The following is a 17610-nucleotide window of genomic DNA, read 5'->3' as shown; positions in this document are numbered from 1 at the left end:
TATCCGGCTCAGCGGACCCGCCAGTCCGCCCTCCGCGGCGGATAGGCGAAGGTCTGGACGTCGGCCCAGTCCTCCCCGGCGACACGGTAGCCGTGGGCGGCCTCGCCGGCGACGTGGCCGCGGCCGACGTCGAGCCTGTCGGCGACCGTCCAGCCCCCGTCGACCTCGTTCTCCACGGTGTAGAAGAACTCGTTGAAGCCCGAGGCGGACACGGACGTGTTGACGATGGTGAGCGAGTCCCGCCCCGCGGTCAGATGCGGCGGGAGGGTGACGACCTGGTCGCGCCACTTGTAGACGGCGTCTTCGAGCAGCGGCCGCCACTCCGCGGCAGGGACGCCGTTGACGGAGATCGTGGCATGTTGCAGGCCGACGCCCACGTCCAGCCGGCGGACCAGCCGTACCCGCGTGCTGGCCGGATCGACACGCACGGTGAACCGGCTCGACCCGCCGCGAGGGAACGAGCGTCCGTCGTCACTGACGATGTGGGAGGCCCCCACGAAGCTGCCGGGCACCCCTGCGGACGGGCCGCGTTGCGGAGTCACCCGCTGAGCCGTGACGCCGAGGCTGATCGCCACCGTCGCCACGGCCATCGCGGCCAGCAGACCGGCGCGCCGCCACCGCCGGACCGTCCATACGCGTCCGGGCAAGACCGGCGGCTCGCCGGAAGTCCCCGGCGGCAACCGACCGACCCGCACCCGGTCCCACGCCCGCTCCCACGCGGGGAGCTGAGCGTCGGGAACCCGGCACCCCCGCAGGAACGCCAGCATCACCGCCTTCTTGGGGAACCGCCGGCCGGCCAGCATGTCGGCGCAGGTGGTGCGCGGCAGCCGCGCACCGCCCGCCCTTTCCGCCCGCGTCTGAAGCTCCCGAAGGGACACGTCGGCCCGCGCGAACTGCTCGGCCAGCAGCTTCACCAGGTCCTCGTGACAGGTCACCGACTCCGGCCCGCTCATCGTTCCCGACCCTCTCCCGACCGCCAGCCACCACAGAAAGTGTACGAGCGATCGCCCAGCGTGTCCGACGTCTCACAGGCGCTGTCCGGGGCCGAAAAGTCTTGACGTATCAAATGAACGGTCTTTTAATTCGGACATGGGCCGCATCGCCGGCGTCACCGCCGCCGAGACACGTCAACGGCTGCTGCACGCCGCCGCCGAGGCGTTCGCCGAGCGCGGGTACGACGGGACCCGGGTGGCCGACATCGCCGCCGCCGCCGGGGTCAGCAACGGGGCGCTCTACGCGCACTTCGGTTCCAAGGCCGACCTGCTCGTGGCCGCCCTGCGCGCGCACGGCCCGCGGCTGCTGGCCGAACTGCTCACCGCCGAGCCCGACCGGTCGATCACCGATCTGCTCCTCATCGTCGGCGACCGCCTGCCCGAGCGGCGCGAGGCCGCGGGCTACCTGATCGTCGAGGCCCTGGTGGCCGCCCGCCGGGACGAGGAACTGGCCAGGCCCATGCGCGGGTACGTCGGCGAGCGCGCCGACTGGCTGGCCGGGCTGGTGGAGGCCGCCCAGCACGCCGGGGAGATCGAGTCCGACCTGTCGCCGGACGCCCTCGCCCACTTCTGCCTCCTGCTCGCGATGGGCAGCGCCCTGATCACCCCCGACCTGCACGCCGTCGACGCCAGGGAGTGGGCCAAGCTGCTCTCCCGTGTCGTGACCGCGCTAGGAGCACAGGAGCACAAGCAGTGAAAGTCCACATCAACGCCGAACGATGTCAGGGTCACGGGCGCTGCTACGACCTGTCGCCCGAGCTGTTCACCGAGGACGACGAGGGTTATGGGCAGGTCGCCGGCGACGGCCTCGTGCGGGACGCCGCCGTGCCCGCCGCCCGGCTGGCCGCGGCCAACTGCCCGGAACGCGCGATAGCCGTACAGGAGGCGTGAGATGACCGTCGACGACCGCTTCACCCCAGCCGCGGACGACCGGCAGGACGCCCCGCTCGAAGGCACCCGCAACGAGATCATCACCGGCCCCGTCGCCGACTGGGCGACCGATTTCTCCCACACCGAGGGGGAATGGGCGGCTGATCCGTACCCCATCCAGGATGATCTGCGGCAGCGGTGTCCCATCGCGCACACCGAGCGGTTCGGCGGCGGATGGCTGCCCACCCGCTACGAGGACGTCGCCGCGATCGCCTACGACACCGAGAGCTTCTCCTCGCGCTCGATCATCATGAGCAACTTCCGCCCGCCCAAGGAGATCGCGCCCGTGGGCGGCGTGCCGCCGATCTCCTCCGACCCGCCCTTCCACCACGACGCGCGCAAGCTGCTGCTGCCCGCCTTCACCAAGACCGAGGTGGGCAAGAGGGAGGCGGCGACCAGGGCGTTCTGTCATTCGCTGATCGACGCCATGGAGGGCAGGGAGGTCGTGGACGCAGCCCGCGACTACGCCCAGCACATCCCGGTACGCGTCATCGCCGACATGCTCGGTTTCCCGCAGGAGGACGGGCCCAGGTTCCGCGAGTTCATCGAAAGCGCGCTGGAAGGCGTCAACCTGCCGCCGGACCAGCGCATCGCCAACATGGGCCGGCTCTTCGACTATCTGCTGGTCCAGATCCGCGACCACCTCGACCGCCCGCGCGAGGACCTGACCACGTTCCTCATCGACGCCGAGCTGTACGGCCAGAAGCTCTCCCCCGACCACGTCGCCGGCACGATGGCCCTGCTGCTCATCGCCGGCATCGACACCACGTGGAGCGCGATCGGCGCCTCCCTGTGGCACCTGGCCAAGACCCCCGCCGACCGCGAACGCCTGGTCGCCGAGCCGGAGCTGCTGCCGACCGCCATGGAGGAGTTCCTGCGCGCGTACGCGCCGGTGACCATGGCGCGGCTGGTGAAGGAGGACCTGAGCTGGAACGGCGTGGAGATGAAGGCGGAGGACTGGATCCTGCTGTCGTTCCCCGCCGCCAACCGTGACCCCGCCTACTTCGAGCGCGCCGACGAGGTCGTGATCGACCGCGAGGTCAACCGGCACGTCGCGTTCGGTCTCGGCATCCACCGTTGCGTCGGCTCGCACCTGGCCCGCATGGAGCTGCGGGTCGCGCTGGAGGTGTGGCTGGAACGCGTCCCGTCCTTCACGCTGTCCGACCCGGACGCGGTCACCTGGGCCACTGGCCAGGTCCGCGGCCCCAGAACCCTCCCGATCCGGCGCCTCTGATCACGGTCGCCGCGGCCGGAGCGTGCTCTCGACGAAGTCGTGGACCAGGTGCGCCATGCGCTCGTAGGACATCCACTGCCGGTCCAGGACGGCGGCCTGCCCGAGCCCGTCGAGCAGCCCGATCAGCTGCTCGGCGATGGCGTTCACGTCGCGGGCGGGCCTGAACTCGCCTGACCGGACGCCCTCCTCGATCACGTCGAAGAAGTACTGCCGGAACCGGGTGGCCATCGGCAGGTCAGCGCCGGGCAGCCGGCCGCGCATGGCCACGTGGAAGTACTCCAGCCACAGGATGAACTCGTCCCGTTCGGCCCCGTGGGTGGGGATGGCCAGGGCGATCAGGCCGGCGAGCTTCTCGGCGCAGCTCGCCGGCTCCGCCATGATCGCGTCGCGCCGTCCCGACGCCTTCTCGTGGGCCTGCCGCAACGCCTTCAGCAGGATCTGGTCCTTGTTCTCGAAGTAGTAGTGGACGACGCCGGTGGAGACGCCCGCCCGCGCCGCCACGGCCCGCACGGTCGTGGCCTCAAGCCCTTCCTCCACCACCACGTCGCGCGCCGCCGCCAGCAGCTGCTGCTCCCGCGACGGCGCGGCCGTCTCCGCCCTGGGCTCGGGCGGCTCCTCGCCGGTGTTCCAGACCTCGCCGAGCGCGTCCAGCCCCGCGCGCTCCTGCCGCACCTTCTTCAACAACCTCCAGGCCGTGGCGTACGGCAGGCCGAGCTCGCGGGCCAGCTCGGCGGCCCCGGCACCCCGCCCGGCCCGTTCGCGCCTGATGACCGCGAACCAGGTGGCGAGGGGTGTGGACGAGCCGTGAAAGACCGTGCCCGCGGTCGGGCTGATCTGGTGCCCGCAGGTGGCGCAGCTGTAGGTCCGGCGCCCGTGGAGCCGGTGGAATCCCCGTGGTTCACCGCAGACCGGGCACTCGGCGTGCTTGCCGTCCGGGCTGAAGCGGGCCCGCCAGAGCCGGTCGAGGATCTCGTCCTCGGACATCCGTCACTCCCTGAAGGTATGAATCCGCGCTGACTACTTGTCCAAGATATTCCTTGACAAGCACGGCGGGCGTATTTACATTCCTGGACACGTAGTCAAGCAGGTTATTCATTTATACACGTATACCTGCTCAGGTGAAGGAAGCCAACCATGCAAAAGGTGAACTGCGCGGTCGTCGGACTGGGCTGGATGGGCAGGATCAGGGTCGCCGCCCTGCATGCCGGCGGAGCCGCACGGATCGTCGCCTGTTGCGACCTCGACCCCGAGACGGCCGCGGGGCTGCCGGAGGGCGTGCGCTTCTCGACCGACGCCATCGAGACCGTCACCTCCGGCGACGTCGACGCGGTCTTCGTCAGCACGCCCGACGGGCTGCACCGGGAGCCGGTGATCGCGGCGCTGCGCGCGGGCAAGCACGTGTTCTGCGAAAAGCCGGTGGCGACCACGCTGGCCGACGCCGACGCGATGGTGGCCGCCGACCCCGGAGGGCGCCTGGTCGTCGGTCACTCCCTGCGGGCCGACAGCCGGTATCTGGCCGTGCGGGCGGCGACGGAGGCGCTCGGGCCCGCCGTACACACCGTGACCAGGCGGAACTGGCCCGCCTCAGAAGGGCGGCGGCAGCAGGGACAGACGTCGCTCGCCCTCTACCTCGCGGTGCACGACTTCGACGTGCTGCAGTGGATCGTGGGATCGCCGATCGTCGAGGTCAGCGGGGTCGCCTCGCGCACGCCCGTCCCCGGGCTGGACGAGGGCGGCGCGCACTCCATCGTCGCCACGCTGCGCTTCGCCAACGGCTGCGTCGGCGCCCACGAGACGTCATGGGCGCTGCCCGACCAGGCCGGCCTGGACCAGGGTGACCACGCCCTGTCCTACGTGGGCGTGAACGGCAACGCGTACCTGACGGAACGAGACCACGGCGTCGTGGTCCACGGCGACGCCGCCCAGTTCCCCGACGCGCTCAACGGCGAGGTCTTCGGCGTCCAGACCGGGATGTACGTCAACGAGGTCGAGCGATTCCTCGCCACCGTCCGTGAGGGCCGCCCGCCCCTGGTCACCGGGGAGGAAGCGCGCGGCGCCCTGGCCGCGGCGCTCGCCCTGGAGGAGTCCCTGCGCACGGGCCGTCCGGCCGGGGTCGCGGCATGAGCGCCGACGTCCCGCACCTGATCGGCGGGCGGAGCGTGGCCTCCGCCGGCGGGGCCACGTTCGAGACCGTCGATCCGGCCACCGGGTCCGGGCTGGCCACGGTGGCGCTCGGCGGCGTACCGGAGGTGGACGCCGCCGTGCGCGCGGCCGGCGCGGCGGGCGAACGGGACGACTGGCGGCGCCTGCCGCCCGCCGAGCGGGCGCGGCTGCTGCGCAGCCTGGCGGAGGTCGTGCGGAGCGAGGCGGAGTCCATCGCCGTCACCGAGTCCCGCGACAGCGGCCACCCCATCGAGGACGCCCGCGCGGACGTCGCGGTCTGCGCCGAGATCCTCGAGTACTACGCGACGCTGCCGGAGAACGTCCGCGGGACCAGCTACGCCGAGCAGCCCGGCTTCCTCACCACCTCACGCCGGGAACCCTACGGAGTCGTCGCGGCGATCGCGCCCTGGAACTTCCCCTTCTTCTTCGCGGTCACCAAGACCGGTCCCGCCCTGGCCACCGGCAACACCGTCGTGCTGAAGATGGCCGAGCAGACGCCGCTGACCGCCGCGATGTTCGGCGAGCTGTGCGCGCGCGCCGGGTTCCCGCCCGGCGTCGTCAACGTCGTCAACGGCGACGCATCGACCGGCGCGGCGCTGGTCGCGCACCCCGGCGTCAGCAAGATCACGTTCACCGGATCGACCGAGGTCGGCGCGCTGATCCAGCGGTCCGGGGTGAGCTGCCACCTGGAGCTCGGCGGCAAGACGGCCAACATCGTCACCGCCCACGCCGACCTGGAGACCGCCGCCGCGGCCTCGGTGTTCCACGCCTTCTTCAACGCCGGGCAGGTGTGCACGGCCGGGTCCCGGCTGCTGCTCGCCGAGGAGATCGCGGAGGAGTTCCTGGAGCTGTTCCTGCGCGCCACCGCGAACGTCGTGGTCGGCGACCCGATGGACCCCGCCACCCAGATGGGCCCGCTGGTCAGCCGCGAGCACCGCGAAGGAGTGGAGCGGGCCATCGACGCCGCGCTCGCCGAGGGCGCCACGATCGCCCACGGCGGCGGCCGTCCCCGCCAGGAGGGCGCCTTCCTCCAGCCCACCGTGCTCGACGGCGTGACCCCGTCCATGGCGGCGGCGCGGGAGGAGATCTTCGGCCCCGTCGTGTCGGTCCTCAGGTACCGCGGCCTGGACGAGGCGGTACGCCTCGCCAACGACACCTCGTACGGCCTGGCCGCCACCGTCTGGACCGACCGCCTCGACGAGGCCGTCGAGCTCACCGACCGGCTCCAGGCCGGCATCGTCTGGACCAACGCCCCCTTCCGCGACCACGCCCACGTCCCCTACGAAGGCCACAAGGCCTCCGGCCGCGGCGAGGAGGGCGGACTGGAGACCATCCGCGAGTTCACCAAGCTCAAGGTCAACTACCTGGCCCACCGGGCCCAGCCCTCGCCCTGGGAAGCGCCATGACGCTGGAACGACGCAGCATCGACATCATCCCCGCCGACGAACGGACCGGCCGGCCACGCGACCTGTTCAGCATCTGGTTCGCCGCCAACATCGGCCCGCTGACCTTCGTCACCGGCGGCATCGCGCCCCTGGTCTACGGGCTCGACTTCTGGTGGAGCCTGATCGCGCTACTCGCCGGCCTGCTGCTGGGCGGGCTGGCCATGTCGCTGCACAGCGCCCAGGGGCCGCAGCTCGGGGTCCCCCAGATGATCCAGAGCCGCGGCCAGTTCGGGGTCCGCGGGTCGCTCGTCGTCCTGGTCGTCGTCCTGATCATGTACGTCGGCATCTACGCGGCCAACATCGTCTCCGGCGCCCAGTCCGTCAACGCGGCCCTGCCCGCGGTGCCGATCTGGCTGCTCTCCGCGCTGTTCGCGGTCGTCGGCCTGGTCGTGTGCGTGGTCGGCTACCAGCTGATCCACCTCATCGGCCGCGTGATCACCGCGGTGTCGGTCGCGACCGTGGGCGTCCTGGTCGTCGGCATGGCCGTGATGGGCAACGTCCCGGCGGCGGTCTTCCAGATCGGCCAGCCGACCCTGCGCGGCTTCCTCGGCACGATGGCCGTCGGCGCGCTGTGGCTGATCGCGTTCGCGCCCTACGTATCGGACTACTCCCGCTACATGCCCGCGCGGACCGCCAGCCTCCGCTCGACCTTCTGGTGGACGTACGCCGGCGCCGTCCTGGGCGGCATCGTCCCGATGGCCGTCGGCGTCATCGTCTCCATCGCGGTCCGCGGCGACGTCCTGACCGGGATGCCCCAGGTGCTCGGCGGCCCGTTGAGCACGATCGCGCTGCTGAGCTTCGCCGCGGTGATCATGCACTTCAACGCGATGAACCTGTACGGCGCCGTGCTAGCGGTCGTCACCATCGTGCAGACCTTCCGCTCCCGCTGGCTGCCCGGCACCCGCGAGCGGGCGGCGATCGGCGCGGCGATGGTCGCCGTGGCCTCGTTCGTCGCCCTGCTCATGTCGGACGACTTCGTCACCGGCTTCACCAACCTGATCATCCTGCTGCAGTACGTGTTCATCCCCTGGACCGCGGTCAACCTGGTCGACTTCTACCTGGTCCGCAAGGGACGGTACGCCGTCGAGGACTTCTTCCTGCCCGACGGCGGCCGGTACGGCAGGTACGACAAGCCCGCCCTGATCGCCTACACGGTCGGGATTCTGGTGGAGATCCCGTTCATGAGCACCGTCCTCTACACCGGCCCGGTCGCCACGGCCCTGTCCGGCGCCGACATCAGCTGGATCGTCAGCCTCGCCGTCACCGTCCCGCTCTATCTCCTGCTGGCCCGCACCCGATCAGCCGACCTCGCGCCGGTGGTCTAACGACCGGCGGTATCGCTCGTGAGCCAGCTGCCGACGGCGGCCATCGCCGTACCTCCGCTGTCGGCGTCGATGCGCGCGGCGAGGTCCGCGACCGTGACCTCGCCGAGCGCCCGCGCCCAGGCCTCCTCGGCGGCCGCCATCGCGCGGGCTATCGCGCAGGGCCGCTCGCACCGCTCGGCCGGAAGGGCCAGCGGCCCGCGCTGACGGATCTCGGTACACCGGTAGGCGGGCTCGGTGCCGTCGATGGCCCGCACCACCTCCAGCGCCGAGATCTCCGCCGCCGGCCTGGTCAGGGAGTACCCGCCGACCTGGCCAGCCGTTGAGCGCACGATGCCCGCCCGCGACAGCGCCTGCAGATGCTTGGCGAGGTAGGCGGGCGGGGTGCCGTGCAGCTCCGCGAGCCGGGCCGCGGGCACGGGCGCGCGGCTCTGGCTGAGCGTGACGCAGCTGTGCAGCGCCCACTCCACCCCGTTGGACAACTTCATGGGCCCATCTTACGGACATTTTCTGTCCGAATTGTGTGATAGAACTCGGATAGAAAATATCCGAGATCAATGGAGGCTGGACGATGGGTAAACAGACGCTCGGCATGGCCGGGCTGGCGATGTTCGTGGCGGCGGCGAACCTGCGGCCGGCGATCGCCGCCGTCTCCCCGCTCGTGGACCGCATCCGCGCCGACCTGGACCTGACCGCGACCGCCGTCGCGCTCCTGACGACCATCCCGACCCTGGCCATGGGCCTGTGCGCGCCGCTCGCCGCCGTGGCCGGCCGGCGTCTCGGGCTTCAGCGCGGTGTACTGCTCGGCCTGGGCGTCATCACCCTGGCCACGGCCGCCCGCGCCGCGGGCGCGTCCACCTGGCTGCAGCTGAGCTGCGCGGCGGCGGTCGGAGCCGGAATCGCCATCGCCCAGACCCTGCTCCCCGCCGTCGTGAAGACCCGCTTCGCCGACCGCGCCGGCCTCGCCACCGGCGTGTACACCGCCGGGCTCGGCGCGGGCGGCGCCGTCGCGGCCGGGGTCAGCGCTCCCCTGGCCGGCTTCCTGGGCTCCTGGCCCGGCGCGCTGGCGTCCTGGTCCCTGCTCGCCCTCGCCGGCACGGCCGTCTGGACGGCGTCGCGGCGCTCGCTGGCCCTGTCCGACGTGACCGCCCCCGCCGGCCCCGCCACCAGAGGCCTGCCCTGGCGCAGCGCCGTGGCCTGGCGGGTGACGATCCTGTCGGCCGCCAGCTCCGCCCTGTACTACTGCGAGCTGGCCTGGATCGTGCCCCTCCTGCGGGAGAGCGGCGCCGGCGGCGGGGGCCTGCTGACCGTGATGATCGGCATCCAGGTGGCGGCGATGCTGGCCGTACCCGCTCTGCTGGGTGAGCACCGGGACCGGCGCGTAGGACTGGCACTGACGACCACCCTCACCGCCATGGGTTTCGCCGGCCTGTCCCTCGCCCCCGCCACGGCGACCTGGCTGTGGATAGCCGCCCTGGGCGTCGGCCACGGCGGTCTGTTCACGCTGGTTCTCACGCTCCCCGTGGTCCTCAGCCGCGACGCCGCCCAGGCGGGCCGCATCAGCGCGATGGCCTTCTTCATCGGGTACGGCTGCGCCGCCCTCGCCCCCGTCCTCGTCGGCGCCCTGCGCGACACCATGGGCGACTTCCGCCTGGCCTTCGGCGCCCTGGCGGTGGTGACGGCGCTGACCCTCGTCCCCGTGAGCAGGTTGAGTAGGGGGATGCTCATGCCGGTAGGAGCCCCGCGCCCACACGATGAGTCCTAGAAACCACGAAAGGGACACATCATGACGAGCACCACAGAACAGACCCGCGTTCCCCTGAGCACGGACGACCGCGCGCGGGTCAAAAGGCTCACCGAAGAGGTCAAGAGCCGCCTCTACGAGGTGAGCCTCATCATGGGCCGCACCCTGGACCGCGACTTCCCCGCCGACTCGCTGGTCAAGTACGAGCCCAAGCAGAGCACCCAGGCCGACGACGGCCAGACCATCGAGGTCGTCGTCATCGCCCTGCCCGACGGCACCTTCGCCTGCCTGCAGGACCCGCCCGGCATCTCCGTCTACCCCTGCTGAGCCGCCGCGCCTTCCCAGAACATGAAAAGAGCCGCCTCGTAATCGAGAGCGGCTCTGCTTGTGCTGGTGGGACTGGGTGGGGCTACCAGGACTTGAACCTGGGACCTCTTCCTTATCAGGGAAGCGCTCTAACCGTCTGAGCTATAGCCCCGCGCACACCGAACGTTATCGCATCCGCCGAACGGGTGCGAACCGGTTGTTCGGACGAGGAAAAGCTTACCGTGCCCGGCCCACTGCTCGCGCCGCCCCCATCGACGAATCACGGGGGCGGCGAAGACAAGCGGTGGCTACTCGGCCTCGCTGAAGGTCACCTCGACGCCGCCCACCAGATCGGAGGCGATGTTGTAGATGACCGCACCCAGCGTGGCCAAAGCCGTGATCAGCACGACGTTCACCGCGCCGATCAGCGCCGTGTAGCCCAGGATGCGCACCGGCTCGAACCAGGAGGCGATGTTGATCGGGATGGAGTTCTGGCCCTGCTCGCCCTTGCCGAGCTGGTTGACCAGGTCGACCAGCGAGTCGAACACGCCCAGGGCCGACAGCACGCCGTACAGCACGGCGACCGCCACGAACAGCACCACGAAGCAGACCAGGGACACCACGAAGCTGAACTTCATGGCCGACCAGGGCTCGATCCGGCGCAGGACCAGGTGGGCCTTGCGCGGCAGCCTGGCCCCGGCGGCGCCCCCCGCGGACTTCTTCTTGGTGGGTAGCTCGATCTTGGGCGGCGGAGGGGGAGCCTCGGTGGCGAGGGACGGCCGGATGCGGACCGTGTCGTTACCCTCCGCGGGAGCCGGGGCCTCCGGTGCCCTCTGCTCTTCCTTGATCGAGTCAGCGGTCTCCGCCGGCGTGTTCTTCTGAGGCTGCTGCTGGCCGTTCTCGCGAACGACCGGCTTGGTCTTGGCGGGACCACCCTGGGCGGCGCTCATCCGTTACTCTCCTCCCCCGTCTTCCTCTGCCTCGACCGAAGCCTCCAACGACTCGGCGTTTCGGGCGAGAGCCACCACGCTGTCGCCTTCGGCGAGATTCATCAAGCGCACTCCCATGGTCTGACGGCCGGACTGCTTGATCTGCCCGGCACTCGTCCGGATCACCCCGCCCGCTGACGTGATCGCGAAGACCTCGTCCTCCGGGTTGACCATGACGGCTCCAACCAGCTTGCCACGTGCGCTGACAATTTTCGCCGTCAGCACGCCCTTACCGCCACGGCCCTGAACTGGATACTGGTCCACGGGCGTCCGCTTCGCGTACCCAGCCTTAGTGGCAATAAGCACATCTTGACCGTCTGCGATGCGATTCATGGCGAGAAGTTCGTCGCCTTCGAGGAACCTCATCCCGATGACGCCGCTGGTCGCGCGGCCCATCGGGCGTAGCGCGTCGTCCGAGGCGGTGAACCTGATCGACTGCGCCCCCTTGGACACGAGCAGCAGGTCATCCTCCTCCGACACCAGCCGGGCGGCGATGACCTCGTCGTCGTCGCGAAGGTTGATCGCGATGAGGCCGCCGGTCCTGGGGGAGTCGTACTCCTCCAGGCGGGTCTTCTTGACCAGGCCGCTGCGTGTTGCCAGCACCAGGTACTGCGCGACGTCGTAGTCACGCAAATCCAGAACTTCCATGACTGTTTCGTCGGGCTGCATGGCAAGAAGGTTCGCAAGATGCATGCCCCGCGCGTCCCGTGCCACGTCAGGCAGCTCGTACGCCTTGACCCGGTACACGCGCCCCTTGTTCGTGAAGAACAGCAGCCAGTGGTGCGTCGTGGTGACGAAGAAGTGGTCGACGATGTCGTCCTGGCGCAACTGCGCGCCGCGTACACCCTTGCCGCCGCGCTTCTGCTGGCGGTACAGGTCGGTCTTGGTGCGCTTGGCGTAGCCGTCGCGCGTGATCGAGACGACCACGCCCTCCTCGGCGATGAGGTCCTCGATCGACATGTCGCCGTCATAGGCGATGATCTCGGTACGCCGCTCGTCGCCGAACTTGTTGACGATCTCCGTCAGCTCTTCGTTGACGATCTCCCGCTGCCGTGCCTCGCTGGCCAGGATCGCGTTGTACTCGGCGATCAGGGCCATCAGCTGGTCGTACTCGTCCTGGATCGACCGGCGCTCCAGGGCGGCGAGCTTGCGCAGCTGCATGTCGAGGATGGCCTGCGCCTGCACCTCGTCGATGTCCAGCAGCGACATCAGGCCCTGCTGGGCGTGCGAGGCCGACTCGGACGCGCGGATGAGGGCGATGACCTCGTCCAGCCGGTCGAGCGCCTTCAGCAGCGCGCGCAGGATGTGCGCCCGCTCCTCGGCCTTGCGCAGCAGGTAGCGCGTCCGGCGGACGATGACCTCGATCTGGTGGGCCACGTAGTGCCGGACGAACTGGTCGAGCCGCAGCGTACGCGGCACCCCGTCGACCAGGGCCAGCATGTTGGCCCCGAACGTGTCCTGCAGCTGGGTGTGCTTGTAGAGGTTGTTCAGCACGACCTTGGCGACCGCGTCGCGCTTGAGCACGATCACCAGACGCTGCCCGACCCGCGAAGAGCTCTCATCGCGTACGTCGGCGATCCCCGTCAGCTTGCCTTCCCGGACCAGCTCGGCGATCTTCAGCGCCAGGTTGTCCGGGTTGACCTGATAGGGCAGCTCGGTGACGACCAGCGCCTGGCGGCCCTTGCCGTCCTCCTCGACCTCGACCACCGCGCGCATGGTGATCGAACCGCGGCCGGTGCGGTAGGCGTCCTCGATGCCCCGCCGGCCCACGATGAGCGCGCGGGTCGGGAAGTCGGGCCCCTTGACCAGCCCGATCGCAGCTTCGAGCAGCTCCTCGTCGGGGGCCTCTGGGTTCTCCAGGTACCACTTGACCGCGGCCGCCACCTCGCGCAGGTTGTGCGGCGGGATGTTGGTGGCCATGCCGACGGCGATGCCGCCCGAGCCGTTGACCAGCAGCTGCGGGAACCGCGCCGGCAGGACGTCCGGCTCCTGCGACTTGCCGTCGTAGTTGGGGCGGAAGTCGACGGTGTCCTTGTCGATGTCGCGCAGCATCTCCATGGCGATGGGCGCGAGCTTGCACTCGGTGTAGCGCATCGCCGCCGCCGGGTCGTTGCCCGGCGAGCCGAAGTTGCCCTGGCCGTCGACCAGCGGGTAGCGCAGCGACCAGGGCTGCGCCAGCCGTACCAGCGCGTCGTAGATCGACGTGTCGCCGTGGGGATGGTAGGTGCCCATCACGTCACCGACGACGCGCGCGCACTTGAAGTAGCCGCGATCGGGACGGTAGCCGCCGTCGTACATCGCGTAGAGGACCCGGCGGTGCACCGGCTTGAGGCCGTCGCGGACGTCAGGCAGCGCACGGGACACGATGACGGACATCGCGTAGTCCATGTAGCTGCGCTGCATCTCGGACTGGATGTCCACCGGCTCGATGCGCTCAGCCGGGAAACTGGTGTTCACTTCCGTCACAGGTGGTGATCCTTATTCTGGCTAAACGTCGAGGAAGCGGACGTCGCGGGCGTTACGGATGATGAAGTCGCGCCTTGCTTCGACGTCCTCGCCCATCAGCACGCTGAACAGGTCGTCGGCCTGCGCGGCGTCATCGAGCGTGACCAGGCGAAGCAGCCGGGTCTCCGGGTTCATCGTGGTCTCCCAGAGCTGGCCGGCGTTCATCTCGCCGAGACCCTTGAAGCGCTGGACGTTGTCGCGCGGCCGCGGGTCGGGCTTGCCCGCCTCGATGCCGGCCTGGATGACCGCGTCGCGCTCGGTGTCGGAGTAGGCGTACGAGGCGTCGTCACCGCTGCGGTTCCACTTGATCTTGTAGAGCGGCGGGCAGGACAGGTAGACGTGCCCGGCCTCGATCAGCGGCCGCATGAAGCGGAACAGCAACGTCAGCAGCAGCGTGTTGATGTGCTGGCCGTCGACGTCGGCGTCGGCCATCAGGATCACCTTGTGGTAGCGCAGCTTCGAGATGTCGAACTCGTCGTGCACACCCGTGCCGAGGGCGGTGATGAGCGCCTGGACCTCGTTGTTCTTGAGCACCTTGTCGATCCGGGCCTTCTCCACGTTGAGGATCTTGCCGCGAATCGGGAGGATCGCCTGGTAGCGCGAGTCGCGCCCGCCCTTGGCGGAACCGCCGGCCGAGTCGCCCTCGACGATGTAGAGCTCGCACTTCTCGGGGTCGTTCCACTGGCAGTCGGCCAGCTTGCCCGGCAGGCCGCTGCCGGACTCCAGCAGCGACTTGCGCCGGGTCAGGTCGCGGGCCTGGCGGGCGGCGACGCGGGCGCGGGCGGCCTGCAGCGACTTGTTGATGACGTCCTTGGCCTCGCCCGGGTTGCGCTCGAACCAGTCGCGCAGGTGGTCGTTGCAGGCCTTCTGCACGAACGACTTGGCCTCGGTGTTGCCCAGCTTGGTCTTGGTCTGGCCCTCGAACTGCGGGTCGGCCAGCTTCACCGAGATGATCGCGGTCAGGCCCTCGCGGACGTCCTCGCCGGAGAGGTTCTCGTCCTTGCCCTCCTTGAGGAACTTCTGCTCGCGCGCGTAGCGGTTGACGATCGACGTCAGCGCCGCGCGGAAGCCCTCCTCGTGGGTGCCGCCCTCGGCGGTGTTGATGACGTTGGCGAAGGAGTAGACCGACTCCGAGTAGGAGTTGTTCCACTGCATCGCGATCTCGACCGAGATGCCGTCGCCCTCTTCCTCGAACGCGATGATCGAGGCGTGGGCCGGCTCCTTCTTGCCGTTGAGGTGCTTGACGAAGTCGGACAGGCCGCCCTCGTAGAGGTACTCGACCTTGTGCACGTCACCGTTGATGTGGTCGGGCCGCTCGTCGGTGAGCGTGATCGTCAGGCCCTTGTTGAGGAAGGCCATCTCCTGGAAGCGGCGCGAGAGCAGCTCGAAGTTCCACGTGGTGGTCTCGAAGATCGTGCCGTCGGCCCAGAAGGTGATCTCGGTGCCGGTCTCCTCGGTCGGCTCGCCCTGCTGCAGCGGCGCCAGCGGCTTGGAGTTCTCCAGGCGCAGGTGGTGGTAGTGGCCGTTCTGCTTGACCACCACGTCCATGGCTGTGGACAACGCGTTGACCACGGCCGAACCCACGCCGTGCAGGCCGCCGGAGACGGCGTACGAGCTGCCGTCGAACTTGCCGCCGGCGTGCAGCGTGGTCAGGACGACCTCGACCGCGGAACGCTTCTCGACGGGGTGGATGCCCGTCGGGATGCCGCGGCCGTCGTCCACGACGCGCACGCCGTTGTCGGGAAGTAGGGTGACGTCGATGTGTTTGGCAAAACCCGCGAGGGCCTCGTCCACAGCGTTGTCCACGATCTCCTGGACAAGGTGGTGCAGGCCGCGCTCGCCGGTGGAGCCGATATACATACCCGGGCGCTTGCGGACCGCCTCAAGCCCTTCGAGTACGGTGATTGAGCTAGCGTCGTAGGACAAGTGCGAAATCCTCCTGCCGCGGACACGCGGCTGGGTAAGCAGTCAACTGCGAGCTGCCCCTGCCGTGCCCGTCACCGTCGTGAGTGCCCCGATGCGCGGTCACCCGGGGGAGTCGGCTTGCTGCCGGGGTGACACGCAAGCGGACGTGTCCGGAATCCGCTTTCATTCTACCGGCTCGGAGCGCCGAAGGTGGCATTGAACGCGCCTGTGATGCTCTCTAGCTCGTTTTCCCCCCGCTTAAGCATCCCCCCTTTGCGTGGGGGGCTCATCGCGTCAGTGGCTCTCTGATCGCCCGGAGCGGGCTAGCCATAGGTGTCTCCGGGGCCCCGGCTGCCGGTCACGCGCAGGCCGCCGCTGGGGCGTGGCGCGTTCTGCGGACCCCTGACCTTCACTTTTGTGACCGTGTTGTCACCGAGCTCCTCGTTCAGCCTGCGTACGAGGGTGCGCGCGAGCAGCCTGACCTGCGTCGCCCATGCCGTGGAGTCGGCCACGACGAGCACCTCGCCGTCCTCGAAGGACTCCGGTTTGGTGTGCGCGGCGAGATCGGTGCCGACGATGTCGGCCCAGCGACCGAAAACCCCGCCGACCGCGGCGGAGCGCTCCCAGCCGCGATCGGACAGCAGATCCATGATGGCGCGGCCGAAAAGCTGGGGATCGCCCGCTCCACGCGACGGCCCCGCGGCCCTGCGGCGCGGCTCGCGCCGGGGGAGCTGGCCGCGCTTGGCCGCGTCCGCCTTGGCCTGGGCCAGCTTCTCCCTGGCCATCGCGGCGCCACGCGCCGCCGGGTTCTCCTCATCGGACACGGTTCACACTCCCCTCGGCGACGTCGTAACGGGCTCCGACCAGCTCGCCGGGCACGTCGTCATCCACAGCCGCCGTGATCAGGACCTGCTCGGCCGGCGCCACGATCTCGGCCAGCCGGCGCCTGCGCTGGGTGTCGAGCTCGGCGAAGACGTCGTCCAGGATCAGCACCGGATCGCCGCCGTCGGCCTTCAGCAGGTCGTAGGCGGCCAGACGCAGCGCCAGCGCGAACGACCACGACTCGCCGTGGCTGGCGTAGCCGCGCGCGGGCAGCTCGCCGAGCCCTAGAACAAGATCATCGCGGTGCGGGCCGACGAGTGTGACCCCCCGCTCCAGCTCCGCGGAGCGCACCTCTTGTAGCCGCTCGCGCAGCCGCTCTTCAAGGGTTTTCCCCAAGTCTGTGGATAACGTCTGTGTATCAGAAGATCCACGTCCGCCGGGCTCTTCGCCCTCAGGATCATCCCCACCTGTGGACAACGTGCTGCGGTACGACAGGGTCGCCGCACCGCTCGCCGGGGCCAGCGCGGCATAGGCTCCGGCCACCAGCGGCCGCAGCGCCTCCACGAGATCGAGCCGCGCCTGAAGCAACTCGGCGCCGTGCCGCGCGAGATGCGCGTCCCAGACCTCCAGAGTGCTCAGGACGTCCCCGGCGCCCGCCGATGCGAACGCGGTGTCACTCTCCGCCCGCCGGGCGCTCCTGGAGCCTCTGCGGGCCTGCGCGGCCGTGCGCAGCAACGCGCCGCGTTGCTTGAGCACCCGATCGTAGTCGGCCCGCACCGCCGCGAACCGCGGCGCCCTGGACACCAGCAGGTCGTCGAGGAAGCGCCGCCGCTCCGACGGGTCGCCCTTGACCAGCGCCAGGTCCTCCGGCGCGAACAGCACCGTGCGCAGCAGCCCGATCACGTCCCTGGGCCGGGAGACGGCGGAGCGGTTCAGCCTGGCCCGGTTGGCCTTGCCCGGGTTGATCTCCAGCTCGACCAGTGCCCGCCGGTCATCCCTGTGTACGGCGCAGCGGACGATGGCCCGCGCGGCGCCCTGCCGTACCAGGGGAGCGTCGTTGGCGACGCGGTGGCTGGAGTGCGTCGCCACGTAGCCCAGGGCCTCGACCAGGTTGGTCTTGCCCTGGCCGTTCGGCCCCACGAGGGCGGTGATGCCCGGCTCCAGGCCGAGCTCCACCGACGCGTAGGACCGGAAGTCGGTCAGCGAGAGATGGGCGACATGCACCCAAGGAAGGTTAGTGGGCCACACCGGTC

General features: G+C 70.0%; 16 protein-coding genes and 1 tRNA gene. 8 read left to right on the top strand and 9 right to left on the bottom strand.

What is annotated here, in order from left to right; translation table 11 throughout:
- Positions 1 to 8: 8 nt before the first annotated feature.
- A complete protein-coding gene (locus ACFWYW_RS15140) occupies positions 9 to 953 on the bottom strand; it encodes a hypothetical protein (protein WP_379613035.1) in 945 nt (314 codons plus the stop codon).
- Positions 954 to 1089: 136 nt separating this feature from the next.
- Between ACFWYW_RS15140 and ACFWYW_RS15135 the strand changes: the two genes are divergently transcribed.
- The 3 genes from ACFWYW_RS15135 to ACFWYW_RS15125 are packed head-to-tail and all read left to right on the top strand — an operon-like array spanning position 1090 to position 3156.
- Positions 1090 to 1689, top strand: a complete 600-nt coding sequence (locus tag ACFWYW_RS15135; protein ID WP_379613036.1) for a TetR family transcriptional regulator — start codon at positions 1090 to 1092, stop codon at positions 1687 to 1689.
- Positions 1686 to 1883, top strand: a complete 198-nt coding sequence (locus ACFWYW_RS15130; protein WP_379613037.1) for a ferredoxin — start codon at positions 1686 to 1688, stop codon at positions 1881 to 1883. Before ACFWYW_RS15135 ends, ACFWYW_RS15130 begins: the two co-directional genes overlap by 4 nt.
- Before the next feature lies 1 nt (position 1884).
- A complete protein-coding gene (locus tag ACFWYW_RS15125; protein ID WP_379613038.1) occupies positions 1885 to 3156 on the top strand; it encodes a cytochrome P450 in 1272 nt (423 codons plus the stop codon).
- Here the strand turns inward: ACFWYW_RS15125 and ACFWYW_RS15120 are convergent, their stop codons facing one another.
- Positions 3157 to 4140: a TetR family transcriptional regulator gene (locus ACFWYW_RS15120; RefSeq protein WP_379613039.1), complete on the bottom strand. Its 984-nt coding sequence runs from the start codon at positions 4138 to 4140 to the stop codon at positions 3157 to 3159.
- Between the two features lie 150 nt (positions 4141 to 4290).
- Between ACFWYW_RS15120 and ACFWYW_RS15115 the strand changes: the two genes are divergently transcribed.
- The 3 genes from ACFWYW_RS15115 to ACFWYW_RS15105 are packed head-to-tail and all read left to right on the top strand — an operon-like array spanning position 4291 to position 8089.
- Positions 4291 to 5280 carry a Gfo/Idh/MocA family protein gene (locus ACFWYW_RS15115; RefSeq protein ID WP_379613040.1) on the top strand — a complete coding sequence of 330 codons (990 nt, stop codon included), beginning with the start codon at positions 4291 to 4293 and terminating at the stop codon, positions 5278 to 5280.
- Entirely contained in the window at positions 5277 to 6725 is a 1449-nt protein-coding gene (locus tag ACFWYW_RS15110; protein WP_379613041.1) for an aldehyde dehydrogenase family protein, read from the top strand. The genes ACFWYW_RS15115 and ACFWYW_RS15110 overlap by 4 nt, the downstream gene beginning before the upstream one ends.
- Positions 6722 to 8089 carry a purine-cytosine permease family protein gene (locus ACFWYW_RS15105; RefSeq protein ID WP_379613042.1) on the top strand — a complete coding sequence of 456 codons (1368 nt, stop codon included), beginning with the start codon at positions 6722 to 6724 and terminating at the stop codon, positions 8087 to 8089. The genes ACFWYW_RS15110 and ACFWYW_RS15105 overlap by 4 nt, the downstream gene beginning before the upstream one ends.
- Here the strand turns inward: ACFWYW_RS15105 and ACFWYW_RS15100 are convergent.
- Positions 8086 to 8574: an RrF2 family transcriptional regulator gene (locus tag ACFWYW_RS15100; RefSeq protein WP_379613043.1), complete on the bottom strand. Its 489-nt coding sequence runs from the start codon at positions 8572 to 8574 to the stop codon at positions 8086 to 8088. The genes ACFWYW_RS15105 and ACFWYW_RS15100 overlap by 4 nt on opposite strands.
- Before the next feature lie 83 nt (positions 8575 to 8657).
- On the opposite strand from ACFWYW_RS15100, the gene ACFWYW_RS15095 reads away from it, so the two are divergent.
- Positions 8658 to 9851, top strand: a complete 1194-nt coding sequence (locus ACFWYW_RS15095) for a CynX/NimT family MFS transporter (protein ID WP_379613044.1) — start codon at positions 8658 to 8660, stop codon at positions 9849 to 9851.
- 21 nt (positions 9852 to 9872) lie between these two features.
- Entirely contained in the window at positions 9873 to 10157 is a 285-nt protein-coding gene (locus tag ACFWYW_RS15090; RefSeq protein ID WP_184959110.1) for a hypothetical protein, read from the top strand.
- Between the two features lie 77 nt (positions 10158 to 10234).
- Here the strand turns inward: ACFWYW_RS15090 and ACFWYW_RS15085 are convergent.
- The 6 genes from ACFWYW_RS15085 to recF form a co-directional block, all read right to left on the bottom strand.
- Positions 10235 to 10308, bottom strand: a tRNA-Ile gene (locus ACFWYW_RS15085).
- Positions 10309 to 10444: 136 nt separating this feature from the next.
- On the bottom strand, positions 10445 to 11086 hold the full coding sequence (locus tag ACFWYW_RS15080) for a DUF3566 domain-containing protein (protein ID WP_379613045.1): 642 nt from the start codon (positions 11084 to 11086) through the stop codon (positions 10445 to 10447).
- A 3-nt stretch (positions 11087 to 11089) separates the two neighbouring features.
- Positions 11090 to 13591: a DNA gyrase subunit A gene (gene gyrA, locus ACFWYW_RS15075; RefSeq protein WP_379613046.1), complete on the bottom strand. Its 2502-nt coding sequence runs from the start codon at positions 13589 to 13591 to the stop codon at positions 11090 to 11092.
- A gap of 21 nt (positions 13592 to 13612) precedes the next feature.
- On the bottom strand, positions 13613 to 15535 hold the full coding sequence (gyrB, locus tag ACFWYW_RS15070; protein ID WP_379613250.1) for a DNA topoisomerase (ATP-hydrolyzing) subunit B: 1923 nt from the start codon (positions 15533 to 15535) through the stop codon (positions 13613 to 13615).
- A gap of 323 nt (positions 15536 to 15858) precedes the next feature.
- Positions 15859 to 16359: a DUF721 domain-containing protein gene (locus tag ACFWYW_RS15065; protein ID WP_379613047.1), complete on the bottom strand. Its 501-nt coding sequence runs from the start codon at positions 16357 to 16359 to the stop codon at positions 15859 to 15861.
- On the bottom strand, positions 16349 to 17581 hold the full coding sequence (recF, locus tag ACFWYW_RS15060) for a DNA replication/repair protein RecF (protein ID WP_379613048.1): 1233 nt from the start codon (positions 17579 to 17581) through the stop codon (positions 16349 to 16351). The genes ACFWYW_RS15065 and recF overlap by 11 nt, the downstream gene beginning before the upstream one ends.
- Positions 17582 to 17610 lie beyond the last annotated feature (29 nt).

The organism is Nonomuraea sp. NPDC059023 (assembly GCF_042740095.1).
Classification (GTDB): Bacteria; Actinomycetota; Actinomycetes; order Streptosporangiales; family Streptosporangiaceae; genus Nonomuraea.
The sequence above is the reverse complement of the archived record's forward strand: the minus strand, read 5'-3'. Positions and strand labels throughout refer to the sequence as shown.

What these genes read in the sequence shown, in the direction of transcription:
- ACFWYW_RS15090 (WP_184959110.1), top strand. Translation starts at nt 9,873, where the DNA reads ATGACGAGCACCACAGAACAGACCCGCGTTCCCCTGAGCACGGACGAC.
- ACFWYW_RS15125 (WP_379613038.1), top strand. Translation starts at nt 1,885, where the DNA reads ATGACCGTCGACGACCGCTTCACCCCAGCCGCGGACGACCGGCAGGAC.
- ACFWYW_RS15100 (WP_379613043.1), bottom strand. Translation starts at nt 8,574, where the DNA reads ATGAAGTTGTCCAACGGGGTGGAGTGGGCGCTGCACAGCTGCGTCACG.
- ACFWYW_RS15095 (WP_379613044.1), top strand. Translation starts at nt 8,658, where the DNA reads ATGGGTAAACAGACGCTCGGCATGGCCGGGCTGGCGATGTTCGTGGCG.
- ACFWYW_RS15115 (WP_379613040.1), top strand. Translation starts at nt 4,291, where the DNA reads ATGCAAAAGGTGAACTGCGCGGTCGTCGGACTGGGCTGGATGGGCAGG.
- ACFWYW_RS15080 (WP_379613045.1), bottom strand. Translation starts at nt 11,086, where the DNA reads ATGAGCGCCGCCCAGGGTGGTCCCGCCAAGACCAAGCCGGTCGTTCGC.
- ACFWYW_RS15140 (WP_379613035.1), bottom strand. Translation starts at nt 953, where the DNA reads ATGAGCGGGCCGGAGTCGGTGACCTGTCACGAGGACCTGGTGAAGCTG.
- ACFWYW_RS15135 (WP_379613036.1), top strand. Translation starts at nt 1,090, where the DNA reads ATGGGCCGCATCGCCGGCGTCACCGCCGCCGAGACACGTCAACGGCTG.
- ACFWYW_RS15120 (WP_379613039.1), bottom strand. Translation starts at nt 4,140, where the DNA reads ATGTCCGAGGACGAGATCCTCGACCGGCTCTGGCGGGCCCGCTTCAGC.
- ACFWYW_RS15110 (WP_379613041.1), top strand. Translation starts at nt 5,277, where the DNA reads ATGAGCGCCGACGTCCCGCACCTGATCGGCGGGCGGAGCGTGGCCTCC.
- ACFWYW_RS15105 (WP_379613042.1), top strand. Translation starts at nt 6,722, where the DNA reads ATGACGCTGGAACGACGCAGCATCGACATCATCCCCGCCGACGAACGG.